Origin of the sequence: Catenuloplanes japonicus, from assembly GCF_000717135.1 — a bacterium.
Lineage (GTDB): Bacteria > Actinomycetota > Actinomycetes > Mycobacteriales > Micromonosporaceae > Catenuloplanes > Catenuloplanes japonicus.
Genome location: NZ_JNXY01000039.1, coordinates 139,334 through 164,755 on the forward strand (window position 1 = coordinate 139,334; position 25,422 = coordinate 164,755).

At 71.0% G+C, this 25,422-nt stretch carries 29 protein-coding genes and 1 tRNA gene; 16 read left to right on the forward strand and 14 right to left on the reverse strand.

Annotation, left to right across the window (positions count from 1 at the left end):
• Window positions 1-2: 2 nt before the first annotated feature.
• The 8 genes from OP04_RS42000 to OP04_RS42035 all read right to left on the reverse strand — a co-directional run bounded on the left by OP04_RS42000 (window position 3) and on the right by OP04_RS42035 (window position 7,664).
• Entirely contained in the window at window positions 3-929 is a 927-nt protein-coding gene (locus OP04_RS42000) for a type II secretion system F family protein (protein ID WP_033345571.1), read from the reverse strand.
• Window positions 929-2,509, reverse strand: coding sequence for a type II secretion system F family protein (locus tag OP04_RS50710; protein ID WP_051799897.1), 1,581 nt, complete (start codon window positions 2,507-2,509; stop codon window positions 929-931). The genes OP04_RS42000 and OP04_RS50710 overlap by 1 nt, the downstream gene beginning before the upstream one ends.
• Complete coding sequence (locus OP04_RS42010; RefSeq protein ID WP_033345572.1) at window positions 2,506-3,906, reverse strand: CpaF family protein; 1,401 nt, start codon at window positions 3,904-3,906, stop codon at window positions 2,506-2,508. Before OP04_RS42010 ends, OP04_RS50710 begins: the two co-directional genes overlap by 4 nt.
• Before the next feature lie 2 nt (window positions 3,907-3,908).
• Complete coding sequence (locus OP04_RS42015; RefSeq protein WP_051799898.1) at window positions 3,909-5,111, reverse strand: AAA family ATPase; 1,203 nt, start codon at window positions 5,109-5,111, stop codon at window positions 3,909-3,911.
• Window positions 5,112-5,141: 30 nt separating this feature from the next.
• Window positions 5,142-5,852, reverse strand: a complete 711-nt coding sequence (cpaB, locus tag OP04_RS42020) for a Flp pilus assembly protein CpaB (RefSeq protein WP_198154170.1) — start codon at window positions 5,850-5,852, stop codon at window positions 5,142-5,144.
• Between the two features lie 41 nt (window positions 5,853-5,893).
• Window positions 5,894-6,946, reverse strand: a complete 1,053-nt coding sequence (locus tag OP04_RS42025; RefSeq protein ID WP_269746738.1) for a TadE/TadG family type IV pilus assembly protein — start codon at window positions 6,944-6,946, stop codon at window positions 5,894-5,896.
• On the reverse strand, window positions 6,934-7,392 hold the full coding sequence (locus tag OP04_RS42030) for a TadE family protein (protein WP_198154172.1): 459 nt from the start codon (window positions 7,390-7,392) through the stop codon (window positions 6,934-6,936). Before OP04_RS42030 ends, OP04_RS42025 begins: the two co-directional genes overlap by 13 nt.
• 86 nt (window positions 7,393-7,478) lie before the next feature.
• Window positions 7,479-7,664, reverse strand: a complete 186-nt coding sequence (locus OP04_RS42035; protein WP_033345576.1) for a Flp family type IVb pilin — start codon at window positions 7,662-7,664, stop codon at window positions 7,479-7,481.
• Window positions 7,665-7,874: 210 nt separating this feature from the next.
• Between OP04_RS42035 and OP04_RS42040 the strand changes: the two genes are divergently transcribed.
• The 5 genes from OP04_RS42040 to OP04_RS42060 all read left to right on the forward strand — a co-directional run bounded on the left by OP04_RS42040 (window position 7,875) and on the right by OP04_RS42060 (window position 11,492).
• Window positions 7,875-8,261: a hypothetical protein gene (locus tag OP04_RS42040; RefSeq protein ID WP_033345577.1), complete on the forward strand. Its 387-nt coding sequence runs from the start codon at window positions 7,875-7,877 to the stop codon at window positions 8,259-8,261.
• A 76-nt stretch (window positions 8,262-8,337) separates the two neighbouring features.
• Window positions 8,338-9,294, forward strand: coding sequence for an FAD:protein FMN transferase (locus tag OP04_RS42045; RefSeq protein WP_051799899.1), 957 nt, complete (start codon window positions 8,338-8,340; stop codon window positions 9,292-9,294).
• Between the two features lies 1 nt (window position 9,295).
• The gene (locus OP04_RS42050; protein ID WP_063746863.1) at window positions 9,296-9,937 is read left to right on the forward strand and encodes a ferric reductase-like transmembrane domain-containing protein; all 642 of its coding nucleotides are present in this window, start codon (window positions 9,296-9,298) and stop codon (window positions 9,935-9,937) included.
• 29 nt (window positions 9,938-9,966) lie between these two features.
• Window positions 9,967-11,256, forward strand: coding sequence for an NADH-ubiquinone oxidoreductase-F iron-sulfur binding region domain-containing protein (locus OP04_RS42055; protein WP_063746864.1), 1,290 nt, complete (start codon window positions 9,967-9,969; stop codon window positions 11,254-11,256).
• A gap of 2 nt (window positions 11,257-11,258) precedes the next feature.
• Complete coding sequence (locus tag OP04_RS42060; RefSeq protein ID WP_051799900.1) at window positions 11,259-11,492, forward strand: ferredoxin; 234 nt, start codon at window positions 11,259-11,261, stop codon at window positions 11,490-11,492.
• A 187-nt stretch (window positions 11,493-11,679) separates the two neighbouring features.
• Here the strand turns inward: OP04_RS42060 and OP04_RS42065 are convergent, their stop codons facing one another.
• The gene (locus tag OP04_RS42065) at window positions 11,680-12,279 is read right to left on the reverse strand and encodes a TetR/AcrR family transcriptional regulator (protein ID WP_033345578.1); all 600 of its coding nucleotides are present in this window, start codon (window positions 12,277-12,279) and stop codon (window positions 11,680-11,682) included.
• A 106-nt stretch (window positions 12,280-12,385) separates the two neighbouring features.
• On the opposite strand from OP04_RS42065, the gene OP04_RS42070 reads away from it, so the two are divergent.
• The 3 genes from OP04_RS42070 (at window position 12,386) to OP04_RS42080 (ending at window position 14,970) form a co-directional block, all read left to right on the forward strand.
• Window positions 12,386-13,246 carry an ABC transporter permease gene (locus OP04_RS42070; RefSeq protein WP_033345579.1) on the forward strand — a complete coding sequence of 287 codons (861 nt, stop codon included), beginning with the start codon at window positions 12,386-12,388 and terminating at the stop codon, window positions 13,244-13,246.
• Window positions 13,239-13,991, forward strand: a complete 753-nt coding sequence (locus OP04_RS42075) for an ABC transporter ATP-binding protein (protein WP_033345580.1) — start codon at window positions 13,239-13,241, stop codon at window positions 13,989-13,991. Before OP04_RS42070 ends, OP04_RS42075 begins: the two co-directional genes overlap by 8 nt.
• 166 nt (window positions 13,992-14,157) lie before the next feature.
• Entirely contained in the window at window positions 14,158-14,970 is an 813-nt protein-coding gene (locus OP04_RS42080; protein WP_033345581.1) for an intradiol ring-cleavage dioxygenase, read from the forward strand.
• 131 nt (window positions 14,971-15,101) lie between these two features.
• Here the strand turns inward: OP04_RS42080 and OP04_RS42085 are convergent, their stop codons facing one another.
• Window positions 15,102-15,458 (reverse strand): hypothetical protein, encoded by a 357-nt coding sequence (locus OP04_RS42085; protein WP_157241086.1) that lies wholly within the window; start codon window positions 15,456-15,458, stop codon window positions 15,102-15,104.
• Window positions 15,459-15,545: 87 nt separating this feature from the next.
• Here OP04_RS42085 and OP04_RS42090 point away from each other — a divergent pair, with 87 nt between their 5' ends.
• Both OP04_RS42090 and OP04_RS42095 read left to right on the forward strand, forming a co-directional pair.
• Window positions 15,546-16,145: a sulfite oxidase-like oxidoreductase gene (locus tag OP04_RS42090; RefSeq protein WP_033345583.1), complete on the forward strand. Its 600-nt coding sequence runs from the start codon at window positions 15,546-15,548 to the stop codon at window positions 16,143-16,145.
• Window positions 16,115-16,849: a ferredoxin reductase gene (locus OP04_RS42095; RefSeq protein WP_033345584.1), complete on the forward strand. Its 735-nt coding sequence runs from the start codon at window positions 16,115-16,117 to the stop codon at window positions 16,847-16,849. The genes OP04_RS42090 and OP04_RS42095 overlap by 31 nt, the downstream gene beginning before the upstream one ends.
• Window positions 16,850-16,908: 59 nt before the next feature.
• On the opposite strand, the gene rfbC is transcribed toward OP04_RS42095, so the two are convergent.
• Complete coding sequence (gene rfbC / locus OP04_RS42100) at window positions 16,909-17,490, reverse strand: dTDP-4-dehydrorhamnose 3,5-epimerase (RefSeq protein ID WP_033345585.1); 582 nt, start codon at window positions 17,488-17,490, stop codon at window positions 16,909-16,911.
• A gap of 124 nt (window positions 17,491-17,614) precedes the next feature.
• On the opposite strand from rfbC, the gene rfbB reads away from it, so the two are divergent.
• Entirely contained in the window at window positions 17,615-18,586 is a 972-nt protein-coding gene (gene rfbB / locus OP04_RS42105) for a dTDP-glucose 4,6-dehydratase (RefSeq protein WP_033345586.1), read from the forward strand.
• 67 nt (window positions 18,587-18,653) lie between these two features.
• On the opposite strand, the gene OP04_RS42110 is transcribed toward rfbB, so the two are convergent.
• Window positions 18,654-19,388, reverse strand: a complete 735-nt coding sequence (locus OP04_RS42110; RefSeq protein WP_033345587.1) for a polyprenol monophosphomannose synthase — start codon at window positions 19,386-19,388, stop codon at window positions 18,654-18,656.
• 240 nt (window positions 19,389-19,628) lie between these two features.
• On the opposite strand from OP04_RS42110, the gene OP04_RS42115 reads away from it, so the two are divergent.
• The 5 genes from OP04_RS42115 (at window position 19,629) to OP04_RS42135 (ending at window position 23,317) form a co-directional block, all read left to right on the forward strand.
• Window positions 19,629-20,027: a ribosomal maturation YjgA family protein gene (locus OP04_RS42115; protein WP_051799901.1), complete on the forward strand. Its 399-nt coding sequence runs from the start codon at window positions 19,629-19,631 to the stop codon at window positions 20,025-20,027.
• Window positions 20,017-20,775: a hypothetical protein gene (locus OP04_RS50715; protein WP_157241088.1), complete on the forward strand. Its 759-nt coding sequence runs from the start codon at window positions 20,017-20,019 to the stop codon at window positions 20,773-20,775. Before OP04_RS42115 ends, OP04_RS50715 begins: the two co-directional genes overlap by 11 nt.
• Before the next feature lie 569 nt (window positions 20,776-21,344).
• Window positions 21,345-21,530, forward strand: coding sequence for a hypothetical protein (locus tag OP04_RS42125; RefSeq protein ID WP_033345589.1), 186 nt, complete (start codon window positions 21,345-21,347; stop codon window positions 21,528-21,530).
• A gap of 71 nt (window positions 21,531-21,601) precedes the next feature.
• A complete protein-coding gene (locus tag OP04_RS50720; protein ID WP_157241090.1) occupies window positions 21,602-23,149 on the forward strand; it encodes a plasmid pRiA4b ORF-3 family protein in 1,548 nt (515 codons plus the stop codon).
• 96 nt (window positions 23,150-23,245) lie between these two features.
• A tRNA-Arg gene (locus OP04_RS42135) sits at window positions 23,246-23,317 on the forward strand.
• An 84-nt stretch (window positions 23,318-23,401) separates the two neighbouring features.
• Here the strand turns inward: OP04_RS42135 and OP04_RS42140 are convergent.
• Window positions 23,402-24,841, reverse strand: coding sequence for a tyrosine-type recombinase/integrase (locus tag OP04_RS42140; protein WP_051799904.1), 1,440 nt, complete (start codon window positions 24,839-24,841; stop codon window positions 23,402-23,404).
• Window positions 24,842-25,033, reverse strand: a complete 192-nt coding sequence (locus OP04_RS52555) for a helix-turn-helix transcriptional regulator (RefSeq protein WP_085067204.1) — start codon at window positions 25,031-25,033, stop codon at window positions 24,842-24,844.
• Window positions 25,034-25,422: the final 389 nt, after the last annotated feature.

Sequence of the window (25,422 nt, forward strand, 5' to 3'; positions counted from 1 at the left end):
ATTCAGAAAGACTTCAGGATCGACAGGATGCCGGGGCCGAGCACGACCACGAACATCGCCGGGAAGATGCAGAACAGCACCGGGAAGAGGATCTTCACGGGCACCTTCTGCGCCTGCTCCTCGGCTCGCTGACGACGCTTGACCCGCATCTCGCTCGCCTGCTCGCGCAGCACCGACGCGATCGGCACGCCCAGCTCGCCGGAGTGGATGATCGCGGAGACGAAGCCCTTCAGCTCCAGCACCGTGGTCCGGTCCGCCATCGCGCGCAGCGCCTCCGTGCGGGACTTGCCGATCTGCATCTCCTGCAGCACCCGGAACAGCTCACGGACCATCGGGCCCTTGCCGTGCCGCGCCACCTGCGCCAGCGCGGCATCGAAGCCGAGACCGGCCTCCACGCTGATCACCAGCGTGTCCAGCACGTCCGGCAGGCTGCGGCCCAGCTCCAGCTGACGCGCGGCGGCCCGGTTGCGCACGATCAGGTCGCACGCGTAGAAGCCCGCGGCCGCGCCGAACAGGGCGCCGAGCAGCGCGCCGCGCACGCCGTTCAGCAGCCCGCCGACGATCATCCAGCTGGCCACGCCGCTGATCAGGCCGATCCCCTTGCCGCGCAGCACGTGCTCGACCGACAGGTTCGCCGGGTTGCCGGCGAAGTCCAGCTGGCGCTCCAGCCGCTGCACGCCGGTGCCCGGCGTCAGCACCCGGCCGAGGTGCTCCATCCGGTCACCGAGCGCGCGCAGCCACGCCGGCACGCCGGAGCGGCGGGCGCCCTGCTCCGCGCGGTGCGAGCCGGCCTGCGCACGGGCCCGGTCGAACGCCTGCAGCGAGCGCACCATGTTGCCGCCCGCGGTCTCCCGCGCGGGCACGGCGACGAGCGCGACCGTGACCGCGCTCGCCGCGAGCGCGCACAGACCGACGATGAGCAGCAACATCAGACCTTCACCTCGACGAGGCGGCGCAGCCAGAGCGCGCCGACGGTGAGCAGGACCGCCGCGACGGCGATCATGACGAGTCCGGTCGGCTCCGTGTAGAGCGGACGGACGTACTCGGGCCGCAGCACCATGAGGACCGCGGCGATGACGAACGGCATCGCGAACAGGATGATCCCGGACAGCCGGCCCTCGGCGGAGAGCGCGCGCACGTGCCGGCCGAGCTTCGCCCGCTCCCGCATGGTGTGCACCGCGGTCTCCAGCACCTCGGAGAGGTTGCCGCCGACCTCGCGCTGGATCCGGATCGCCATCACGATCCAGCCCACGTCCGGGTTGTTGTTGCGCTCGCCGACCCGGTCCAGCGCGTTCTCCAGGTCGTCGCCCAGCCGGGTCTCGGCCATCGCGCGGCCCAGCTCCGTGCTGACCGGCGCCTGGCCCTCCCGGACCACCGCGTCGATCGCCTGGTTCAGCGTGAAGCCGGAGCGCAGCGCGCCCACCATCAGCCGCAGCGAGTCCGGCAGCTGGTCGGTGAACGCGCGGCTGCGCCGGCCGGCCCGGAACGCGAGCCACTGGCCGCAGCACACCCACCCGGCCAGCGCGCCGACCAGCAGGCCGAACCACGAGCCGAACAGCGCGCCGAGCGCCACGGCCGAGACCACGGTGATCGTGATCCGGACCAGCAGCCACTCCGCCGGGTCCAGCGAGATGCCGGCCCGCTCCACGGACAGCTCCAGCGCGGCCCGCTGCTTCGGGCCCAGGCGCGCGTCCAGCCAGCGCAGGATGCCCAGCACCAGCCGGGTCTGTGCGGTGAACCGCTCCTGGTCCGGGACCGTGCCGCGCGCATCCGTGAACCGTCGCAGCGAGTCGAGCCGGCGCCGGTACTCGTTGCGCCGCCCGCCGGTCGAGAACACCAGCCAGAGCGCGATCCCGGCCGCCACGGCCAACGCCACGCCGGCCGCGATCAGCAGCTCACGGCCGGTCCCGGCGTCACCGCCGGCAGAGTCAAAACCACGATCAACAGCCTGCGAGGGTACGACCGGAAGCGTGCCGGACGCCGGCTCCGAGGCCGACGCGGTGGTGGTCGCCGTGCTGGTCGCGGTGCTCTGCGGGGCCGGGCCCGCGTTCTCGGTAGGGCCGGCCTCCGCCGTCGGGCTCAGGCCCGTGGACGGGCTCGCGCCTGCCGACGGGCTTGCGTCCGCCGACGGGCTCGCCTGCGCGGCCGCGCCCGCGAACGACACCCGCTCGGTCGCCACCGCGAAGTCGCCGTCGCCCGGGACCGCCAGCACGACCTGCACGGTCGCGTCCGTGCCGGCCAGCTCGGCCGGCACCGCCGCGCGCACCCGGCGCCCGTCCAGCTCCACCGGCAGGGCCCGGTCGCCGACCAGCACGCGCAGGCGCGACGCGTCCAGGCTCCCGGAGAGGCCGTCCGCGGTCAGCCGGAACGAGACCTCGCCCGGCGCCGTCGCGGTCCGCGAGATGCTCAGCGTGACCGGTGAGGCCGACGGTTCCGCGTGCGCCGGCGCCGCGCCCAGAACGAGCGACAACCCCAGCGCGGCGACGGACAGGGCTGCCGCACGCCTCATCGAATGACTCCTCCGAACATCTCCGGGTGCAGCTGCACGCCGTGCGCTTCGAACCTCTCCGTAAACGTCGGCCGGAGGCCGGTGGAGTTGAGCGTGCCGCGGAAACGGCCTTCGGAATCCACGCCCGCGTGGTAGTCGAAGACGAAAAGATCCTGCAGGGTCACGATGTCCGATTCCATGCCGACGACCTCGGTGATGTGCGTGATCCGCCGGCTGCCGTCCTTGAGCCGGGCGACCTGGATGATCAGGTCGACCGCGGACGCGACCTGGTCCCGGATGGCCCGGATCGGCAGGTCCATGCCGGCCATCAGCACCAGCGTCTCCAGCCGGGAGAGCGCGTCGCGGGGCGTGTTCGCGTGCAGCGTGGTCAGCGAGCCGTCGTGGCCGGTGTTCATCGCCTGCAGCATGTCCAGCGCGGCACCGTCGCGGACCTCGCCGACCACGATGCGGTCCGGGCGCATGCGCAGCGCGTTGCGGACCAGGTCACGGGTGGAGACCGCGCCGCGGCCCTCGGAGTTGGCCGGGCGCGACTCCAGGCGTACCACGTGGTCCTGGCGCAGTTGAAGTTCGGCCGCGTCCTCGACCGTGACGATCCGCTCGTCGTGCGGGATGAAACCGGACAGGATGTTGAGCGTGGTCGTCTTGCCGGAGCCGGTGCCGCCGCTGACCACCACGTTCAGGCGCGCCTCCACGCAGGCCTGGAGCACGTCCGCGGTCTGCGTGGTGAGCGTGCCGAAGCGGATCAGGTCCTGCACGGTGAGCGTCTCCGCGGAGAACTTGCGGATGGTCAGCGAGGAGCCGTCCAGCGCCAGCGGCGAGACGATCGCGTTGACGCGGCTGCCGTCCGCGAGCCGCGCGTCCACCATCGGGCTGGCCTCGTCCACGTGCCGGCCGACCCGGGAGACGATCCGGTCGATGATCCGGCGCAGGTGCGTCTCGTCCGTGAAGACCGCGTCCGCGGCCTGCAGCCGGCCGGAGCGCTCGACGTAGACGCGGCGCGGCCCGTTGACCATGATCTCGGAGACGGACGGGTCGCGCAGCAGCGCCTCCAGCGGGCCGTGCCCGAGGATCTCGTCCACCGCGTCCTGGGTGATCCGCACCCGGTCCGCGCCGGTCAGCGGCGTCTCCTCGCGGGCCAGCAGCTCCGCGATGGTCTGCCGGACCTGCTGCTCCAGGTCGTCGGCCTGGTCGATCTCGGTGTAGAGCTTCGGTCCGAGGATCTCGCCCAGCTCACGCTGGATCCGGGCACGGACGTCGTTGACCGGGTCGGCGACCTGACGGCCGACGGCCCGCGCACGCTCGCCCACGGACCGCTCGTGCGTGGCCGCGGCCTCGGGCTTGCGGATCGTCAGGTCCGTGCCCTGCTGACGTGCCTGGATGATGTCTGCGAGACCCATGATCAGCCCTTACGCGTGAGAAGGCCGCGACGGCGGCGGGTGACGGGCGCCGCCTCCGCCGGGGTGACGCCGGCGATCAGGTCGGCCAGGTTGCGGATGGCGATGCTCACCGGGTGGACCGGGTGGTCGATGACCAGCGGCATGCCCTTGTTCACGCTGACCGGCACGTCGCGGGAGGACGGCATCCGGATGTCGATCTCGGTGCCGATCGCCTGCTCGACGTCGCCGTGGCTGAGGCCCACCTGCGAGTCGGACCGGTTCAGCAGCGTGCGGACCTTCTCGCGCGGGTACTGCAGCATGTCGAACATGTCCAGCGTCAGCCGGACGCTCTTCAACGTGGGCAGGTCCGGGACCACGATCGGGACGTACCAGTCGGTGACGTCCAGCGCGGAGAGCACCTGGTAGCTGAAGAACGACGGCGTGTCGACCACGATGTAGTCGAACATCGTCCGCGCGACCGCCAGCAGCTCCGTGATCACCTCGCGGGTGACCTGGTCTCCCTCGGCCGGCGTGGTCGGCGCCAGCAGCGTGTCGACGCCGGCCCGGTAGTGGGTGAGCAGCGAGCGCACGCCGTCCGTGTCCAGCCGGCCGACCATCGGGATCGCGTCCGCGATGCTGCGCTCCGGCGCCATCTGCAGCATGATGCCGACGTCGCCGAACTGCAGGTCCAGGTCGATCAGGCAGACGCGCCGGGCGCCGTTCGCGGCCAGCGCCACGGCCAGGTTCGTGGCGACCACGCTCTTGCCGCAGCCGCCCTTGCCCGCGAACACCGTCACGATCTTGGCGCTGGTGGGCTCGCGCACGGTGGCGACCGACGGCGTGATCGTGGTGATCGCGTTCGACAGGTCGGCCGCGCGCTGGCAGGCCGCGGTCAGCGCGGCCGGGTCACGCGCCGGGACCACCTCGCGCACGCCGGCCCGGAGCGCCTCCTGCAGCGTGTCCAGGTCGATCACGTCGCGGACCAGCACCACGCCGACGGACGGCCGGTGCACCCGGTGGTACGCCGCGAACTCCAGCACCGCGCCCAGGTCCACGCTCGCGCCGAAGATGACGACCTTGACGTCCGCGCGCTTGCCCAGCTCCGCGCCGAGCTCCGGGAACGACTCGACCAGCTTGATGCCGTTCGTCACGTAGTCGTCGGCCGGGATGCTCCGGAACGAGGGGTTCGCCTCGAGGTACAGCGTGTGGGTCAGGTTGATGGTCATATCGCCTCGCTCCTTTCGTCTTGCCCGGCTTCAGTCGAAGAGGGTGCGGTCGGTGACGCCGTCGCCGACCGAGACCTTCGCGGACTCGTTGCGCAGCGCCAGGTACAGCGAACCGGTCTGGGCCGCGTGCACCAGGCGCTCGGCCTGGCCCTGGTCGACCGCGACGGTCAGCAGCATGGTCGAGTTCTGCACGGCCTGGGCGCCGTCCTGCTGCACCGCCGTCACGGTGGCGCCCGCACTCCCGCGCTCGCCCACGCCGATCACGTCGACCTGGGGCAGCAGCACGCGCGTGACCCGCCCGTTGCCACCGTCGTAGGTGTCGAAGATCGTGACCGTGGCACCGGGCCGGACATAGCCCGCGACCTGCGCCGCGGCCGAGACCTGCACGCTGATCGCCAGCTTCCCGGCCGGCACCGGCAGCCCGCCGGTCAGGTCCTGCTGCGCGCCGAACATGCCGGACAGCAGCAGCTGGCTGGCACCGACCTCGCCGGTCAGCGCGAGCGTGTCCTGGTCCGCGGTCAGGTCGCTGAGCGCGCCCTGCGGCACCGTGTCCGCCGGCATGGCGACCCGCTGGACCAGGCCCTTCTCCCGGATCTGCGCGCCGGTGGTGCCGGTCGCGATGGTGCCGGTGCTGACCAGGACCCACACCGGGTCGGTCTGGGCCAGCGCGCGGTCCTCGGCGCCGCGGACGTACACGATCACCGCGAATCCACCGAAGGCCGCCAGTACGAGGGCGGTCATCACCGCCAGCATCCGTCTCTTCACGTTCTGCCCTTCGGTGGCTAGCCGTCGCGCTTGAGGCTGGTAACCCCATAGCTACCGGGAATGGACCGAGTGAAACTGCCGTAGATCCAGGTCTGGTTGCCCAGAGCGGTACAGGTGAGCCCGGACCCGGCCGGAATGCCGTTGGTCGACCCGGCGATGCAGTAGTTGGTGAGCCTGAACTGGGAGTACCCGACCAGGCGGAAACCGAGCAGACCGTCGATATCGTCGTAGACCGGGATGGTCAGCACGCTGCCGACCGACGTGGTGACCAGGCCGGCGCAGCCGCTGAGCGCGGGCGCGGCCAGCAGCGCGGTCTTGTAGACCGGCATGTCGATCGTGGTCTTGCAGGTCAGCAGCCCGCTCAGCAGGCCGTACGTGTTGAGGCCGCCCATCGCGATGCCGCTGCTCGCGGTGCCGCACGCGGTGAAGCCGGCGCTGCCGCGGAAGTGCAGCGCCACCGGCGCCGACGTGTTCCAGACGCAGGCCGGCACGGTCAGCGTGGTCACGTTGATACCGGTCAGGTTGATCGGCGTCCAGCGCACCCGCGAGCAGGCGCCGACCGCGGTGCCGTTGTTCGACGAGCCGCCGGCCAGCGTGCGGGCGAAGACCGGCGGCAGCAGCGTGGAGCCGTCGGTGTTCTTGGTGCTGGTCCAGACCTCGACGTAACCGAACGAGGTGTCCGTCGGACGGGTGCCGAGACACTGGGTGAGACCGCTGTTCGCGGCCGGGCAGGCCTGGGCGGTGTTCGCCGCGGCCGAGGCCTTGGGGTTGTACCCGCAGATGCGGGAGACCGTGACCGTGCCGTCGGACGCGTTCAGGTTGGCGTAGCTCTGCGCGCTGGCCGCGAACGAGGTGCAGGCCGAGGCCGCGACGGAGCACTGGTTGGCCACGGCCCAGGCGGCGGAGTCCGCGCCGGAGAGCAGCTCCTCGCGTTCCGCGTAGATCCGGCCGACGTCGACCACGAGCGCGCCCATGCCGAGCAGGACACCGGTGGTCAGCAGCACCGCCACCATGATGGTGACCGCCCCTTTATCCCGATTTTTGTTGAAAAATCGGCTCAACCGGAACACTGCATGACCCCCTTCGCGCGCTGCGTGAAACCGTTGGCCGCGGTGCTGTCGTTGCTGAGCAGCTTCAGGATCGGGCCGAGCGGGGTGATCGGGGACCAGGTCTGGTAGACCGTGACGACCACGTTGACGCTCGGGTCCGCGGTCGCGGGACAGGCGGCGGGGGAGGGCGAGTACGACACCGTGATGCCGGGCCCGATCCGGTCCACCTGCGCCTGGACCGGCTGGTTGAACGCGGCGGCGCGGGCACCCTCACGCGCGGCCTCGTTCAGCGTGATCTGGTTGGCCATCATCCGGCCGAAGTCGATGATGCCGAAGACCACGGCGAGCAGCAGCGGCAGGATGATCGCGAACTCGACCGCCGCGGCCCCGCCGTCCGGCCTCCGTACCCGCTTCGGCCGGGGAACGGCCTGAGGCGGGGACGGAGGCACACACGGGCGGAGCGTCACGGTCGTACTCCTTCGCTCATGATCGGGTAGGGCGGTCTGCGGTACTGACGGCGCGGACCGCCGATGCGAGATGAGCGTCCGTGCGATTACGGTGAGGGCGAGACCTTGGTGCTCACCTTGGTGAACGTGGCGCTCAGGTTGCTGCCGACCAAGGTCACCCCGCCGATGATCACGACGGCGATGAGGGCGGCCAGCAGGCCGTACTCCACGGCGCTCGCACCGCGGTCCGACTTGATGCGCTCCCGAATCATTACGCGCACGTAGTTGATCACTGTGGCTCCTCTCTGAGGGTGGCTCGGCGGTCGGCGTTTCCGTCCCGCAGATTGGCAATCGGCGCTGCGGTGGCCCTGATCAGTCTTTTCGCGTTGCAGGCGGTTGCCGGTCGGTCGCAAACGGGATCGACGGCGGAACGGAATGAACCCTTCGGGGGATGCCGTCCGTACCTGGTGGTATCCGTCATCCGAGTTGGCGAAGAGGGAGTCATGGACAACACCGAACCCCGCCACGTCGACCGCCGGGACCAGGGACTGCGCCGGCAGCGGCTGGTCACGCAGGCGGCCGCGGTCGGCGCGGCGATCCTCTCCATCGCGTTCGGCTGGGTCTTCGCCCAGGGCAGCAGCGCCTCGGCGGAGGAGAAGGGTTCCACCGAGCCGGCCGCGGTCGAGACGTCGGAGCAGCCCGGAGAGAAGTCGTCCGAGAAGCCGAAGACGGACGAGAAGCAGAAGCCGGAGACGGACGAGTCGCCCGCCGAGGACGAGAACGCCCAGGAGGACGACGAGGACGAGGGCGGGGCCGAGCTCGCACCGCCGCCCGCCGCGCCCGAGCCCGCGCCGCAGCAGGAGAGCGACGCCACGACGGGCGGCTCATGACCGAGCGCAGCGAGGGCAGCAGGCAAGCACGGCCGGAAAAGTCATGGCACCGGAGGAACGAAGCGGGGGAGGTGGCATGACCGGCCTACGGGTGGCACCGTCCCGCGTCACCTTCCCGATCTGGGGCACCACCGCGCTGCTGCTGGTGACCGAGGAGGCCGCGCTGGCCGAGGCCGAGCGCCTGCTCCGCGAGGAGCTGGACGCCATCGACGCCGCGTGCAGCCGCTTCCGCCCGGACTCCGAGCTGGTCCGCCTCACCGAGTACGCGGGCAGGGCCGCCTCGATCAGCCCGCTGCTCACCGAGATCCTCCAGGCCGCGCTGCGTGCCGCGTCCGCCACCAACGGACTGGTCGACCCGACCGTGGGCCAGGCCGTGATCGACCTCGGCTACGACCGGGACTACGCCTCCCTCCGTGGCCGCCAGCTTCCCGAGGGGGAGCCGCTGCGCCCGGCCCCGGGCTGGTGGCGCATCCAGCTCGACCCGGACGCCGGCCGCGTGCTCGTGCCGCGCCGGATCCTGCTGGACGTGGGCGCGACCGGCAAGGCGTTCGCCGCGGACCGCGCGGCCGCGCGCATCGCCGGGCTCGGCTGCGGCGTGCTGGTCTCGCTCGGCGGCGACCTGGCCACCGCGGGCCCGGCGCCGGAGGGCGGCTGGCTGATCAGCGTGGGCGACAGCCACCGCACGCCGGCCGGCGCCACCGACCCGGTCGTCTCGATCACCTCGGGCGCGCTCGCCACGTCCAGCGTCACCCAGCGGCGGTGGCGTCGCGGCGACCGGCTGGTGCACCACATCGTGGACCCGCGCACCGGCGACGTGCCGGCGCCGGTCTGGAAGACGGTCTCGGTCGCGGCCGGCAACTGCGTGGACGCGAACGCGGCCGCCACCGCGTCGATCATCCGGGGCCGGGGCGCGCCGCGCTGGCTGGCCAACCGCCGGCTGCCGGCCCGCCTGGTCGCGCACGACGCCGCGGTGACCACCTCGGCCGGCTGGCCCAGCGACCCGGCACATCCGGCGAAGGCACAGGTGGCGTGAGATGAACGAGCAGGTTCTCTGGTTCGCCGCCCGGTCCAGCGGCATGGTCTCGCTGCTGCTGCTGACCGCCACGATCCTGCTCGGCATCCTCGGCCCGCTGCGCGTCGGCTCGGCGAACTGGCCCCGGTTCGCGCTGGCCGGGCTGCACCGCAACATCTCGCTGCTGACCGTGGTGCTGCTGGTGGTGCACGCGGTGACGATCGCGCTCGACGACTACGTGCCGATCACGTTCGCGGACGCGGTCGTCCCGTTCGTGTCGCAGTACCAGCCGTTCTGGCTCGGGCTCGGCGCGATCTCGTTCGACCTGATCCTGGCGCTGATCGTCACCAGCCTGCTGCGGCCCCGGATCAACCTGCGGCTCTGGAGGAGCATCCACTGGCTGGCGTACGTCAGCTGGCCGATCGCGCTGGCGCACGGCATCGGCGTGGGCACGGACGCGACCGGCCCGCTCGGCCTGATCATCGCCGGGCTGTGCGTGGCCGCGGTGGTGCTCGCGGTGATTCTGCGGATCATCAAGCGCGACCGGCCGCCGATCGACTTCGCCCCGCCGAAGCCCGCCCCGGCGACGAAGCCGGTCGGTGCGGCCCGGCCGGCCCCGGAGCCGGTCCGGCGGCCCGGCGAGTTCTCCACGCGTACCCGCTGACTGCCTCGAAGGGACCTGAGTTGACGCTCATGGCGGATCGGCCGCAGCGCCGCAGCACCAGGCCCGCTCCCCGGCTGCTGCGTGCCGCGGGGACGCTGGAGGAACATCGTGGCGTCTACGGTGACCTGCCGTTGCGCCGGTACGCGGGCGAGCCCGGCCAGCGGCAGCTGATCGAGGCGGTCACCCGCGCCGGACTGCGAGGCCGCGGCGGTGGCGGGTTCCCGACCGGCACGAAGCTGGCCGCGGTGGCGGCGCACGGCCGGACCCCCGTGGTGGTCGCGAACGGCTGCGAGTCGGAGCCGGCCAGCAGCAAGGACCGCGCGCTGCTCACCTACGCGCCGCACCTGGTGCTGGACGGCGCGGTGCTGGCCGCGCACGCGATCGGCGCGGACCGCGTGGTGGTCTGCGTGGAGCGCGGCGCCGGGCTCGCGGACCGGCTGGAGCGGGAGATCGCCCGACGCCGCACCGACCCGGTCCGCTGGGAGGTCGCACGCCTGCCCCGGCGGTACGTGGCCAGCGAGTCCTCCGCCCTGGTCCAGTACCTGAACACCGGCGACGCGCGGCCCACGTTCGCGCCGCCGCGCACGTCCGAGCGCGGTGTGGGCGGCCGCCCCACGCTGGTCGACAACGTGGAGACGCTGGCCCACCTGGCGCTGATCGCGCTGCGCGGCCCGGAGTGGTTCCGCACGGTCGGCACCGACACCGACCCCGGCTCCACGCTGGTCACGGTCGGCGGCGCGGTGAACCGGCCCGGCGTCTACGAGATCGCGCCCGGCACCCACCTCGGCGCCGTGCTGGAGCTGGCCGGCGGCGCCACCGGGACGCTCGCCGCGGCGCTGGTCGGCGGCTATTTCGGCACCTGGGCGACGCTGCCGGACAACTGGGGGCTGCCGCTGTCGCACGATCCGGCCGGCCCGTTCGGCGTGACGCTGGGCGCGGGCGCGATCGTGGCGCTCCCGGCGGACAGCTGCGGGCTGGTGGAGACCGCGCGGGTGGCGCGCTACCTGGCGGAGGAGTCGGCCGGGCAGTGCGGGCCGTGCATCTTCGGCCTGCCGGCGATCGCGGACGACATGGAGGCGGTCGCGTACGGCCGCTGCGACCCCGCGGTCCGCCAGCGCCTCACCCGGCGGCTCGCCGTGGTCAACGGCCGCGGCGCGTGCAGCCACCCGGACGGCGCGACGCGGCTGGTCAACAGCGCGCTCTCCGCGTTCGCCGAGGATCTGCAGACGCACCTGGGCGGCTGGACCTGCCGGGGCGTGACCGCGGACCCGCTGCTGCCGCTGCCGGTCGCCCGTGACCGTGACGGTTCCTGGAGGTAGTCGTGGCGAGCATCCCGCAGGCCGAGGCCGGCCAGTTCCTGCGCGTCAACCCGATCACCTGCGTGGCCCGGGGGATGTGCGCGGAGCTGCTGCCCGAGCAGGTGAAGCTGGACGAGTGGGGCTATCCGATCCTGAAGGGCGATCCGCTGCCGCCGCACCTGGTGGCGCACGCGCGGCGCGCGGTCGCGGAGTGCCCCACGCTGGCGTTGCGCGCGGATCCCACGCCGCGGGGATGAGCGGCGTGGGCGTGAACCGGACCCGCCTGTGACGCACCTGGGTTTCCCTGACCACGGCGAAACCGGCAGGGAGGAGCGCCAGCGACGACCGGTGCCCGCGGGAGCATGCGGGCAGCACCACCCACAAAGCGGGAAAATCTGGTTCAAAAGCTTTTGATCTTTCCGGGGTACGGACGGGACGCCGCGACTACCCGGGAACGACCGCCGCCACCAGCTTCTTGATGTAGCCCTTCGGCAGCGGCGTGCGGACCACCGCGAGACGCCAGTAGAGCGGCCCGATCGTCAGGTCCACCAGCAGGTCCGGGTCCGCGTCCGCGGGCAGCTCGCCGCGGGCGACCGCGCGGGACACCAGCAGCGCGCCCGCCTCCCGCTGGTGCGTACGCAGCGCGGCCTGCAAGGTCGCGGCGATCTCCGGCGTGCGCGCGGCCTCGGCCAGCAGGTCCGGCACGATCTGGTTGGCCAGCGGGTGCCGCAGCGCGCGGGCGGCCAGGCCGAGGAGCGTCTCCAGGTCCGCGCGCAGCGATCCGGCGTCCGGCAGCGCGGAGACGTCGACCGCGACGGCGCCGACCAGGTCGATCACCATCGGGAGCTTCGAGCCCCAGCGCCGGTAGATCGCCATCTTGCCCACGCCGGCCCGGCGCGCCACGGCCTCGATCGACAGGCGGCCGTAGCCGGACGCGGCCAGTTCGGCGAAGACGGCGTCCCGGATCGAGTCCGTCACGTCCGGGCGAAGCACGGCCGCACCGGCGGGCGCGCGCTTCTTCACTGGGGTCCGGGCCGTTTCCATACCCGGGAGTGTAACGCCGCGACGAGACGGTTGCGTCTCGTCGTGCGCGTCCCCTAACCTTCGACGCGACGAGACGGTATCGTCCCGTCCATAGAGAGGACCGGTTATGGAGGCAGTGCAGCTCGCCCGGCGGCACGGGCTGAACCTGAGCGGCCGGCGGCCGGGCGTGGGGGAGTACCTGCGCCGGCTCTGGGACCGGCGCGCGTTCATCGTCACGTTCGCCCGCGCCAAGGTCACCGCGTCCTACGCGTCCGCCACGCTCGGCTCGTTCTGGACCGTGATCACGCCGCTGGTCAACGCGGGCGTCTACTACCTGATCTTCGGCGTGCTGCTCGGCACGGACCACGGCGTCACGAACTTCATCGCGTACCTCTGCACCGGCGTCTTCGTCTTCCACTTCACCCAGCAGGTCGCGATGGCCGGCACCCGGTCGATCGCGGACAACCTGAACCTGGTCCGCGCGCTGCACTTCCCGCGCGCGTCGCTGCCGCTGGCGCTCACGCTGGTGCAGTTGCAGCAGTTGCTGGCCGCGCTGGCGGTGCTGGCCGCGATCGTGCTGGTCACCGGCGAGCGGCTCACCTGGTCCTGGCTGCTGGTGGTGCCGGTGGTGGCGCTGCAGACGCTGTTCAACGCCGGGCTCGCGATGATCCTGGCCCGGCTGGCCGCCCGCACCACGGACCTGAAGCAGCTGATGCCGTTCGTGCTGCGCACCTGGCTGTACGGCTCCGGCGTGTTCTACAGCCTGGACAACTTCATCGACGACGCGCCCGGCCCGCTGGCGGTGCTCCTGAACTGGAACCCGATGGTGGCCTACATCGACCTGATGCGGTACGCGCTGATCGAATCGTTGCCGGACGCGCGGATGCCCGGCCATCTGTGGCTGTCCGCGCTGGTCTGGGCGCTGGTGGCCGGCCTGGGCGGGTTCCTGTTCTTCTGGCAGGCGGAGGAGGAGTACGGCCGTGAGTGAGCCGACCGTGATCGTCGACAGCCTCGACGTGGTCTATCAGGTCCGGGGCGCGGCCGGCCGGGTCACCAGCCCGATCGCCGCGCTCGGCCGGATGGTGCGCCGCCCGCCCCGGCGGGAGGTGCACGCGGTCCGGAACGTCACGTTCACCGCGTACGAGGGCCAGGCGATCGGGCTGATCGGCACGAACGGCTCCGGCAAGTCCACGCTGCTGCGCACGATCGCGGGCCTGCAGCCGCCGCGCCGGGGCCGCGTGTTCACCCGTGGCCAGCCGTCGTTCCTGGGCGTGAACGCGGCGCTGATGCGCGACCTCACCGGCGAGCGGAACGTGGTGCTCGGCTGCCTGGCCATGGGAATGTCGCCCGCCGAGACCCGGGCGAAATATCAGGAGATCGTGGACTTCTCCGGGATCAACGAGAAGGGCGACTTCATCTCGCTGCCGATGCGCACCTACTCGTCCGGCATGGCCGCGCGGCTGCGGTTCGCGATCGCGGCCGCGAAGACGCACGACGTGCTGATCATCGACGAGGCGCTGACCACGGGCGACGCGCGGTTCCAGAAGCGCAGCGAGGACCGGGTGCGCGAGCTGCGCCGGGCCGCGGGCACGGTGTTCCTGGTGAGCCACGCGAACCGGTCGATCCGGGACACCTGCGAGCGTGCGATCTGGCTGGAGTCCGGCGAGATCCGGCTGGACGGCCCGACCGACGAGGTGGTGGACGCGTACGAGGCGTACACGCGAAAGAGGTGAAACACGGTATGACCGGGACTTAAGGTTTCATAGGTAATTCATAGACTTCGATGTTTTGGTGTCCCTTGTCCGCACCCGAACGCCGGCGGCGTCAGACCGCCGGCCCCGCGTGCCGGTCCCGAGACCCGGGCGGCGCACGCGGGACACCTCCGAGGAGGAAACCCCCATGCAGGACAGGGACAACGAGGCGTACGTCCGCGAGGTCCACGACAAGGGCCTCGCGTTCGACCTCGGCACCATGAACCGGCGGCGCATGCTCGGCGTGGTCGCCGGCGCCGGGGCGGCCGGGGTGCTCGGCGCGAGCTTCCTGAAGACGCCCGCGTCGGCGGAGGCCGCCGATGCCGTCTGCGTCGACGAGGTGCCGTCCGAGACCGCCGGGCCGTACCCGGCGGACGGCAGCAACGGCCCGCAGGTCCGCACGCTCAGCGGCGTGGTCCGCAGCGACATCCGCAGCTCGTTCGGTACCGCGTCCGGCGTGGCCGGCGGCGTCCCGCTGACGTTCTCGCTGGTCGTGCAGGATCTCGACTGCGCGCCGATCGCCGGCGCCGCGGTCTACGCCTGGCAGTGCGACCGTGAGGGCCGGTACTCGCTCTACTCCAGCGGCGTGACGAACCAGAACTACCTGCGCGGAATCCAGGTGGCGAACGCGTCCGGCGTGGTCACGTTCCAGAGCATCTATCCGGGTTGCTACGCGGGGCGCTGGCCGCACATCCACTTCGAGGTCTTCTCCTCGCTGGCGAACGCGACCAGCAACACGGGCCAGATCGTGAAGACGTCACAGATCGCGCTCCCGAAGGACGTCTCCCAGGCCGTCTACGCCACGACCGGCTACTCCCAGTCGGTCACCAACCTGAGCCGCGTCAGCCTGGCCACGGACATGGTCTTCCGCGACGACCTGGCGATCCACGAGATGGCCACCGTCACCGGTAGCGTGACCAGCGGCTACACCGCGACGCTCACGATCGGCGTGAACGCCTGACGCCGTACCCCCGAGGGCGCTTTCGCCTTTTATCTGCAGTTTCCCCCGACCACAGCGAAACCCGGCCATCCACGTGAGGCGCGGGCGACCAGAGACGGCGGGCCGGAGGAGCGAAGCGACGACCAGGAAGCTCAAGCCTCGTTCTCCAGGATCTCCTGGCGGGCCAGCTGGGCCAGCTCCTCGACCGCGCTCAGCGGCACCTGGAGCGCCAGATCCCACGCCTCGTCGTCCGCGCCGACCAGGATGCTGGCCTTGCCGTCGCCGGCCGCCCAGTGCACCGGCGCGCCGGCCGCGGTGCCGACCGCGATCGCGCGACGGCTCAGCCGGTCGGCGCCGCGGATCTCGGTCAGCCCGGCGAGCTCCTCCAGCGTGGCGCGGATGTTCAGCTCCCAGTCGCGGGTGGCGAGCTTGACCAGTGCCGGCCGCCGGCCGGTCTCGTCGGTGGAGAGCGCGGCCTCCATGCTCACGTCGACCGTCCGCTCGCTCATGACCAGAACCATAACCACGTCGCGCGGGTACGCGTCGCGCGCCACACACTGATGACCACGCACGCCTTCCGGCGGCATACTGACCGGATGGCGACTCTCTCGCCCGGTTTCCGCGGGCGGTCCCGCGCGGCCGAGCCGAACCTTCCCCCGGGCCAGTACGTGGCCCACGACTTCCCCGTCCTCACCGCCGGTCCGACGCCGCGCGTGCCGGAGGAGCGGTGGGAGTTCACGATCAGCACCGAGACCGGCGCGAAGCACACCTGGACCTGGGACGATCTCCGCAAACTCCCGGCCGAGACGCCGACCGTGGACCTCCACTGCGTGACGAAGTGGTCGAAGTTCGGCACGAGCTGGAAGGGCGTCTCGCTGGACACGTTCTTCGAGGACGTGGAGAGCGCGGCCGACTACGCGATGGCCCACTCGTACGGCGGCTACACCACGAACCTGCCGCTGGAGGATCTGCTCGACGGCCAGGCCTGGCTGGTCTACGAGTACGACGGCGAGCCGCTGCACCCGGAGCACGGCGGCCCGGTCCGGCTGCTGGTCCCGCACCTCTACCTCTGGAAGTCCGCCAAGTGGGTGCGCGGCATCGAGCTGCTGCTGGAGGACGAGCCCGGCTTCTGGGAAGCGGCCGGCTATCACAGTTACGGAGACCCGTGGCGCGAGCAGCGGTATCAGGGAGACTGACCTGGCGCGTGGCCACGCTGGTGGACGCGCGGGCCGAGGGCGCGAGCGCGCGCACGCTGACGTTCGACGTGCCGGACTGGCCGGGTCACCTGGCCGGCCAGCACGTGGACGTGCGGCTCACCGCGGACGACGGCTACACGGCGCAGCGCAGCTACTCGATGTCCGCGCCGGCCGACGGCACGCACGTGGAGATCACCGTGCAGTCGGTGGCGGACGGCGAGGTCTCGCCCTACCTGGTGGACGTGCTGACCGTGGGCGACGCCGTGGAGCTGCGCGGCCCGATCGGCGGCTGGTTCGTCTGGCGGCCGGAGCAGGCCGACCCGGTGCTGCTGGTCGGCGGCGGGTCCGGCGTGGTGCCGCTGATGGCGATGATCCGCGCGCGCCGCGCGGCCGGTAACCGGTCGCTGTTCCGGCTGATCTACTCGGTCCGCACGCCGGCCGACGAGTACTACGCGGAGGAGCTGCGCCGCCGCGCGCGCGACGACCACGGCCTGGACGTCACGGTGATCTACACGCGGCACGGGGAGAGCGCGCACCGGATCACGGTCGCGGACGTGAACACGCACGGCTGGCCGCCGGATCTGGAACCGGCCTGCTTCGTGTGCGGCCCGACCGGCTTCGTGGAGACGGTGGCGGACATCCTGGTCGCGCTCGGCCACGACCCGCGGCGGATCAGGACCGAGCGGTTCGGCCCTACCTCTTAGTCCCGCCTTCGCCTTCCCCGTTCATGCCCATGTCGCCTACTATTGCCCACAATGTCGCTTTAGGGCATCGGCTGAACGGGCCGGTAGACCGGCAGTGCACCCTGCGCGCGTGCCTCGGCCAGCGTGGGCGCGGCGACGTCCTTGCCGGACAGCAGCGGCACGTCGGCCGGCCAGGAGATCGCCAGGTCCGGGTCGAGCGGGTGGATGCCGTGCTCCGCACCCGGGTTGTACGTGGTCGAGACCAGGTACGTCACGGTCGCGTCGTCGGAGAGCGCGCAGAAGCCGTGCCCCAGGCCCTCGCTCAGGTAGACCGCCCGGCGGGACGTGTCGTCCAGCACCACGCCCTCCCACGCGCCGAACGTCGGGGAGCCGGTCCGCAGGTCGACCACCACGTCCAGCACGGCGCCGCGCGCGCAGGTCACGTACTTGGCCTGGCCCGGCGGCACGTCCGCGTAGTGGATGCCGCGCACCACGCCCTTCGCGGAGACGGAGAGGTTGCCCTGCATCATCGCGACCGGGTGACCCACGACCTCGGCGAGCTTGTCGAACCGCACCCACTCGGTGAAGCTGCCTCGCGCGTCACCGTGCACGACCGGCGTTATCTCGAACGCGCCTTCGATGCTGAGGGGGCGGATCTTCACCGGGTCTCCTGACCGTTCGCGACGCAAGATTCTTTCACCATACGAGGTTAGGGGCGTGCTCACCGCCCCGGGTAGTGGCTGGTCGGCGGAGGTCTGGGGGACCGAAGACCGTAGGCTCGGCGCCATGAGGATTCTGGTCACCGGCGGCGCCGGATTCATCGGTTCCCACTTCGTCCGCGAGGCGCTCGGCGACGCCTACCCGGAGCTGGCGGGCGCCACGGTCACGGTGCTCGACGCGCTCACCTACTCCGGCAACCGGGCCAACCTCGACCCGGTCTCAGACAGCGCACGGCTGCGGTTCGTGCACGGCGACATCTGCGACGCGGCCGTGGTCGACACGCTGATGGCCGGGACGGACGCGGTGGTGCACTTCGCGGCCGAGACGCACGTGGACCGCTCGATCGACGGCGGTGCCGCGTTCGTGCGCACCAACGTGCTCGGCACGCAGATCCTGCTGGACGCCGCGGTCCGGCACGGAGTGGGACGATTCGTGCACGTCTCCACGGACGAGGTCTACGGCTCGATCGAGACCGGCTCGTGGCGCGAGGACTTCCCGCTGGCGCCGAACTCGCCGTACTCGGCCGCGAAGGCCGGATCCGACCTGCTCGCGCTCGCCTACCACCGCACGCACGGGCTGCCGGTGCTGGTCACGCGCTGCTCGAACAACTACGGGCCGTACCAGTTCCCGGAGAAGGTCATCCCGCTGTTCGTGACGAACCTGCTGGACGGCCGCACGGTCCCGCTCTACGGCGACGGCGGCAACGTGCGCGACTGGCTGCACGTCGACGACCACTGCCGCGGCATCGCGCTGGTGCTGGCCGGCGGCCGTGCGGGCGAGGTCTACAACATCGGCGGCGGCACCGAACTGACGAACAAGGAGCTCACCGGCCTGCTGCTGGAGGCGTGCGGCAAGGGCTGGGACTCGGTGGAGTACGTCGAGGACCGCAAGGGCCACGACCGCCGCTACTCGGTGGACATCACCAAGATCAGTTCTGAGCTGGGGTACACGCCCCGGCAGACCTTCTCCGCCGGCCTGGCCGGCACGGTGACCTGGTACCGGGACAACCGGGCCTGGTGGGAGCCGCTGCGTTCCTGAGAATCCAGATCAAAAGCATCAGGGGGTACGCCGGCAGCGGCGTACCCCCTGATGCTTTTGTCTTTCCTCAGACCTTGCGGCCGAAGCGCAGGCGCCACGGCATCAGCGCGGACTCGATCTGCACGCCGACGCTCATCTTCGAGACGCCGTCGGCCCGCTGCTCGAAGCGGATCGGCACCTCCTCGATGCGGCCGCCGTGCCGGACCGTGCGGTAGTTCATCTCGACCTGGAACGCGTAACCGTTGCTGTGGATCGACGCGACGTCGATCTTCCGCAGCGTCTCCGCGTGCCAGGCCTTGAAGCCCGCGGTCACGTCCTTCACGCCGAGGCGGAGGATCGTGTTGACGTAGAAGTTCGCCCAGGCGGAGAGCAGCTTGCGGTGCAGGCCCCAGTCGCCCGCGACCTCGCCGCCGGAGACGTAGCGCGAGCCGATGACGACCGCGGCGTCCGTGGTGGCCAGCTTGCCGACCATCACCGGCAGCGCGGACGCGGGGTGGGACAGGTCCGCGTCCATCTGGACGACGATGTCCGCGCCCTCGTCCAGCGCGCGGCCGATGCCGGCCACGTAGGCCCGGCCGAGGCCGTCCTTGGTGGTGCGGTGCAGCACGCCGAACGACTCCGGCGACTCGGCCGCCAGCTTGTCCGCGAGCTCACCGGTGCCGTCGGGGGAGCCGTCGTCGACCACCAGGATGTGGAGGTTCGGCAGGCCGAGGGCGGTGAGCAGCTCGACCAGCTTGGGAAGATTGTCCCGTTCGTTGTAGGTCGGGACGACGACCGTGACCTTGGGGGAGGAGTCTCCCATGTTTGCGCCCTCTTACCTGTTACTAGATCCGACATCCAGGCGACGGGACGACGCCGACGCCACCATGACAGCCACTCTCAACACCCGAACCGTAACGGATGCCGCACGAGATCGGTGTATGTGTAGTGGCAGCGCGCAGTCCTCCGCGCGCGCACACCGTACCGGTTGGCACGGTACCCGTTCGTCCCCGGCCCTCACCCAATCGAGAGACCAGCGCTTCCCGGTCGTTACGATCTCGCGATGCTCGTCCGGTCGATCGCTGTGCTCACCGCCGTACTCGCCCTGATTGTCGCTCTGAGTATTCGTTTCTTTGCGGACGGTGCGATCGAGCAATTCTCCGGCACCGCACTGTACGCCTCGATGGTCTACGCCGCTGTTGTGTTCCTGTGGCCGCGTCTCTCCCCGTGGATGTCCGGCGCGATCGCGGTCGGTTTCTGCTGGGTTGTCGAGTTTTCGCAGCTCACCGGCGTGCCTGCCTATCTTTCCGAGCGTTCGCTGCTGGCCCGGCTCGCGCTCGGCGTGCAGTTCGACCTCGTCGACGTGTTCTGGTACCCGGCCGGAGTGGCCCCTCTCGTGGTGGTCCACGCGCTGCTAATCTCGATGAATTCACGCAGACGGGAGGCGAGCCGTGGCTACTGAGAGTAGCGGTGGCGTGACCGAATTCCGGCCGTCGTCCTTCCCCTGCCAGCAGTGCGAGGCCTCCCCCGACGACCAGCAGCTGGTCCGCGCGCCCACCGGCTGGGTGTGGCGCTGCCGCCGCTGTCACGGCGAGACCAGCCGGTCCCTGCCCTTCGACCCGCGCACCGCCCCCGACGGCCGCGAGCAGGCCTGGGCCGCCATCGACACGCTCGCCGTCTACGTCCCGATCATCGCCCCGATCGACCACGAGCTGATCTACGAGATCCTCCGGCCGTACTTCTTGGCCGGCTGGTGCGTCCGCGACGTCATCTACGCGCTCAACTACCTCCCCGACGGCGTCACCCACCCCGGCCAGGGCACCGCCTGGGTCCGCGGCGAGGACCCCGACCGCACGCTGTGGCGCATCCGCCAGCGCCTGCGCCGCTGGCGTTTCTCCGAGCGCGAGGAGGGCGAGGACGTCATGCGCGGTCCCTACTCCGCCACCGCCCGCGCCATGGCCGACCTCGGCGCCGGCCAGCGCGAGCGCGCCGCCGCCCGCGACCTCGAGTGGCGCGAGCGCAACGCCGTCGCCCGCAGCGCCGACCACAGCGGCGCCCGCGAGGTCGCCCGCCGCCACGCCAAGATCGCCGCCAGCCTGGCCCGCGAGGCCGCCAGCCGTGCCAACCAGGCCGAACTCGAACGCCGCGCCGCCACGATCGCCCGGGGCCGCGTCGCCGCCGACATCTGGAACACCCCAGCCGCCGAATAGCCGGGCTGCCCCGTCCGCACTCTTCCGCGCGAGCGGTGACGGCCGGACCGGCCGGTAGGGTGGCGCGATCCAACTCCGGTGTGGACAGGGAGAAGCAGCGGACACCGAGCTTCTGGATCTCCCCGCCCGGTGGCGACCTGCCGGGAGTCACGTTGCCGCCGGACGTGGTCGAGTCGGACACGGTGCCCCGATAGACGACGAGACGGACGGTCTCGGCTCCTACGCCGACTTCGGACTCGTGGAGGCGGCGTTCGCCGATCCGGACCTGCTGCGGCGACGACGCTGGCAGGAGACCACACCGGGCTACCTGCACGACGACAGCGTGGAGCCGTCGGTCCCGCGCCGTCTGGCCGACCGCGACCCGGAGAAGGCCACCGTGGTGTTCCGGCGCCTGATGAAGCGCCCCTGTCTCGACCGGTCCCGCGACGGCGACGCCCTGCTGCGCGAACTCAAGGCGGAGTACTTCGCCACCCCGCCCCGGCCCCGCGTGAGCCCGGTCAGCGATCGCCTGGCCGCCCTGGTCGACCTCGCCCGCCTGGTCGAGGAACGCGCGGACCGCCGATCCGTCCGTGTATTCGCTGCGGGACCTCCGGGAGCAACTGGCCGAGGTCACCGGCGACGTCGACCGCTGTGTCGCGGTGCTTGCCGAGAACCTCACCAGCGCTCACCTGCGGATCACCCACGCGCAGCGGGACGACGGCCGCAGCCGGGAGGCGATCACGCGGGCGCGGCGCGGACTGGGCCGGCGGGCCTGACCGGCCGGAGGCCGATCAAGACGGTCGACGCCGCAGCCGGTGATCGACTGCCGTCCTCGTAGGATCTGCGGGTGACGTCTGAGTTGGGACACGCGGCCGACGGCTGCAGGTTGATCGACGCCGCACGGCGGATCGCGGCGTGGGCCGGCGACGAGCGGCGGGTGACGCCGAAGGGCGTGCCGCGTCCGGCGGACGTGCCGGGAGCGGCGGGAGCGCTGGGCGTGGCCGCGCCGGCCAAGGTCCGGTCCGCGGCAGACGTCGAGGCGCTTCACCGGGCGTGGGTGGCGGCGCAGGCAGCCGGCTGGCTGACGGTGTCGGCCGGGCGTGCGGTGCCGGTGCCGGACACGGCGGCCGATCCGCTGGCGCGCTGGTGGGCCGTGGTGCAGGCGGTGATGCGGGCGGAGTCGCGCGACGACCGTGGCCGCGGGGTGCCGCTGGCGTGCCGGACCCTGCTCCTGACACTGGGCACCGAGCATCCGGTGGAGAACCTCACCCTTGCGCAACTGTTCCACATGCTGCTGGACGATCTGGACCTCGACGATCACCGGGCGGCATATGCGGCGTTCCAGCAGGGCCCGTCGCCGGTCCGCTCCGGGATCGGCTTCCTGTCCGAGGCCGGTGCCGTGGACGGCGAGAAGGTCACGGCGCTCGGCCGGTGGATGCTGGAGCGGCTGTCGGAGGAGTATCCGCTTCCACCCGCACCGGAGGTGGGCGTCACCGAGTTGCTGGACCGGCTGGCGGTCCTTCCCGACGAGGACGTGTGGGAGCACGCCCGCCGGTGGCTGACCGCGCGGGACCCCGGCGCGGTCGCGCACGAGCTGCTCGCCGCGGCGGCGGAGGCCGTACCGGCGCAACGGCTCATTGCTCTTGATCTTGTTGCCGGCCTCGGTGATGCGGCGCTGCCGGCCTGGCGGGCCGCGGCCGGCGACCCGATGACCGGGCCGCACGCCCGGCTGGTGCTGGGCGCGGAACCGGATGCGGCGGACCAGGGCTGGCTGGCGGTGGAGTACGCGCTGGCGGCGCTCGCCGCCCACGGCCCGGACGAGGCGTATCACGTGCTCCGGGAGTACGACGGGCTCGGCGGCGGCAGCAGTCATCCTGGTGAGGTGTCGCTGCGGGAGGCCCTGGCGGAGCTGACCACGGCCGGTGGACCGCCGGTCGCGGCGTATCAGCTGAAGATCGCGCTGACGCGGATGCGGCCGGCAGTCTGGCGCAGGATCAGCCTGCCCGCCACCACCATGCTGGACGAGTTGCACCGGATCATCCAGATCGCCTTCGACTGGGACGACGACCACCTGCACGTGTTCACGGCGAGCGGGCGCCGGTACTCCGACCCGCAGTTCGGCCTGGAGCGATGCGGCGACGAGTCCCGCGCCCGGCTGAGCCGCGTGGCCCCGGCCGCCGGCGCAACGATGACCTACGTCTACGACCTCGGCGACGAGTGGGAACACCTGATCACGGTGGAGCGTCTCGTCGGGGGCGCGGATCCGGAGGCGGCGGCGGTCTGCGTGGGCGGCGAGGGCGATGCGCCGCCGGAGGACTGGTTCCCGGGCTGCGGCCGCGACGCGACCCCCTTCGACATGGCAGCCATCAACGCACACCTCGCCGGCGGCTCTTAGATGCGTCCTGCTTCGTCGGAGAGGCCAGGCACCGTGCGGCCCGGATACCGATTCGCTGCCGGGCGCGTGGGTTTGCTAGTCTCTAGAAGTCCTTGAGCCCCCGTAGCTCAGGGGATAGAGCGTCGCCCTCCGGAGGCGAAAGCGCAGGTTCGAATCCTGCCGGGGGCACACACGATCACCAGGACTTTAAGGCCGCTGAGCAGCGCGAACGCTGTCAGCGGCCTTACTCGTCTGTCCGGCTGTGTCCGGCCGTCAACGGCCTTCTACGGTGATCTGTACCGAGGACGTACCGAAGTTCGGTAGGGGCCTGCGCCCGCCGAAGCCTTCTTCCATCCGGCGACGGAGTTCCTCCTGCCCGCCGTCGAGGCAGGCGGCGTAGGTGCGCCACATCACCTCGGGTGACTGCCCGGCCCACTCCGCCACCTGAGCCGGCGAGATCCCGGCGTTGAGGTTCGTCGAGATGAATGCATGGCGCAGGTCGTACGGCGTCTCAGCCAGCGGCGAGGCGTGCACCTCCGGCGTGAACGCCTCCTGGCGGGCCTGCCGCCAAATCCGGTTAATCGTCAGAGTCGGCAGCTCTTCCTTGTTCCGCTCTCCCACGAACAGCCGCCCGGACGGACCCAGCCCGAACTCGCCGATGTGCCACCGGATGATGGCAGTCAAAATCGGCGGACAGGGCACCCGGCGTACCTCACCAATGGCCCGCTGCTTGAGCTGACGCAGGTCGCGGTTCTTGCCGGAGTCGGTCCACGCCTTTCCCGCATGCGGCTCCGCCCTCTCCAGAACGAACTCGCCCCACTCGTCATCATGAGCGGGTACCCGCAAATTACGTGGCACCTCGATACCAACCGCTTCCTCTGGGCGAAGCCCGGCGTAATACAGACATGAATAGAATGCAACCATTCGAGGACCGGGCTTCCCCTGCCGACTCACCGCCCCTAGCAGGGCGTGGACCTGCATCGGATTCGCCACGCGACGGCGGTCAATTCCACCGCTTGCAGTTCGAGGCGGCGTCCACTTGAGATTGGGCCATGGATTCTCGGCGAGGGCATGAATCTCGGCACCGTATTCAAGCATTCCCGTAAGAATCTTCCGGCGCCGAGTGACGACGACAGGAGAGCCGGGCTTGCCATCCAGCCGAAGCGTGAGCCCATCGAGGACAGCGCGTAGCACGTTCGGGTCAGTAAGGTCGGACGCCGGGCGGGTGTTGCGCTCGACCCATGCGAGGGTGCGCCGGATGTTTTCTGGCTGCCCCTCGGACGTGCGCGCGGTGGTGTTGAACGCCCATCGGCGCAATGCTGTACGAATGAGGCGGTCATCGGGCTTGCCGTTGGTGCGCCTGAACAGCATCGGTAGGACGGCGGTCAGCGCTTCGGCGTTGGTCTTGCGTGTCGTCGCCGCAGCCCTCGGCCATTTAAGATCGATGTACTTGCACGCCAGTTCGTAGCAGGTGATGTCCTGCATCTCTCTGCCCATCGAAATCGGCATGCCGGTGACCACGTCGAACGCCTCGCCCTTCCGGGATGCCGACATGAGGCCGGCCCGGAAACTCTCGGCGAGAGCTTTCTGCTTGAAGGGTCGCTTTCTGAGCGGCAGCTTACCGGCAACCTTCCATTGCACCCAGTAGGTTGTGGTCCTCTTGCCCCTATAGACGTCGATCTCATAAATCCGGACGTCGTATGTGGTCGGCACTCAGGCGGCCCCATCTTCCAGCGCGTCAAGCCAGCGCTCATATTCGGCTCGGCGGATTCGCAGTTCGCCGTTGGGCAATTTGATGCATCGAGGCGCCCGACGTTTCGTGCGCCAGTCATAAAAGGTGGAGCGTCCGATGCCGACCTCTTCGCAGAATTCGACGACGGTCAGGTGAGCACGACTGGTAGCCACGCCTTACCTCCTGATGAGCGCGTACATCTGGGGCCGCATCGCAGCCCCAGGCCTTGCTGGGCGGACGATCGGCAGCCGATGCACGTCGGAGTGGCGGCGTGCGGGCAAGAATGACGGCGGCGCTCACAGCGGCCCGCTGAGAACCCCGTAGAGCCAAGATCTGTGGTGGTCTGGTGTGAGGGGATGCGCCGAATCGGCTGAGGGGTTCTCAGCGGGACGGGTCTCGCTGTGCTTCTGGTGGCGCAGAGCGGCTGAAACATCTCCGCATCTCCGCAGCAGCCTTCCTACCTGCGGTTTTGTGGTGCGGAGATGCGTTTGGCGGTTCTCCGCACATCTCCGCATCTCCGCACGATCTTGAAGCTTTTCTGTTGCGGAGATGCGGAGATGCT

Bases quoted from the DNA above. Each gene is read 5' to 3' on its own strand.
- OP04_RS42085 (WP_157241086.1), bottom strand. From the start codon at position 15,458: ATGAGCGAGCGGACGGTCGACGTGAGCATGGAGGCCGCGCTCTCCACC.
- OP04_RS42015 (WP_051799898.1), bottom strand. From the start codon at position 5,111: ATGACCATCAACCTGACCCACACGCTGTACCTCGAGGCGAACCCCTCG.
- OP04_RS42065 (WP_033345578.1), bottom strand. From the start codon at position 12,279: ATGGAAACGGCCCGGACCCCAGTGAAGAAGCGCGCGCCCGCCGGTGCG.
- OP04_RS42070 (WP_033345579.1), top strand. From the start codon at position 12,386: ATGGAGGCAGTGCAGCTCGCCCGGCGGCACGGGCTGAACCTGAGCGGC.
- OP04_RS42055 (WP_063746864.1), top strand. From the start codon at position 9,967: ATGGCGGATCGGCCGCAGCGCCGCAGCACCAGGCCCGCTCCCCGGCTG.
- OP04_RS42000 (WP_033345571.1), bottom strand. From the start codon at position 929: ATGTTGCTGCTCATCGTCGGTCTGTGCGCGCTCGCGGCGAGCGCGGTC.
- OP04_RS50710 (WP_051799897.1), bottom strand. From the start codon at position 2,509: ATGAGGCGTGCGGCAGCCCTGTCCGTCGCCGCGCTGGGGTTGTCGCTC.
- cpaB (WP_198154170.1), bottom strand. From the start codon at position 5,852: ATGACCGCCCTCGTACTGGCGGCCTTCGGTGGATTCGCGGTGATCGTG.
- OP04_RS42010 (WP_033345572.1), bottom strand. From the start codon at position 3,906: ATGGGTCTCGCAGACATCATCCAGGCACGTCAGCAGGGCACGGACCTG.
- OP04_RS42115 (WP_051799901.1), top strand. From the start codon at position 19,629: ATGCTCGTCCGGTCGATCGCTGTGCTCACCGCCGTACTCGCCCTGATT.
- OP04_RS42040 (WP_033345577.1), top strand. From the start codon at position 7,875: ATGGACAACACCGAACCCCGCCACGTCGACCGCCGGGACCAGGGACTG.
- OP04_RS42080 (WP_033345581.1), top strand. From the start codon at position 14,158: ATGCAGGACAGGGACAACGAGGCGTACGTCCGCGAGGTCCACGACAAG.
- rfbB (WP_033345586.1), top strand. From the start codon at position 17,615: ATGAGGATTCTGGTCACCGGCGGCGCCGGATTCATCGGTTCCCACTTC.
- OP04_RS42050 (WP_063746863.1), top strand. From the start codon at position 9,296: ATGAACGAGCAGGTTCTCTGGTTCGCCGCCCGGTCCAGCGGCATGGTC.
- OP04_RS42110 (WP_033345587.1), bottom strand. From the start codon at position 19,388: ATGGGAGACTCCTCCCCCAAGGTCACGGTCGTCGTCCCGACCTACAAC.
- OP04_RS42045 (WP_051799899.1), top strand. From the start codon at position 8,338: ATGACCGGCCTACGGGTGGCACCGTCCCGCGTCACCTTCCCGATCTGG.
- OP04_RS42090 (WP_033345583.1), top strand. From the start codon at position 15,546: ATGGCGACTCTCTCGCCCGGTTTCCGCGGGCGGTCCCGCGCGGCCGAG.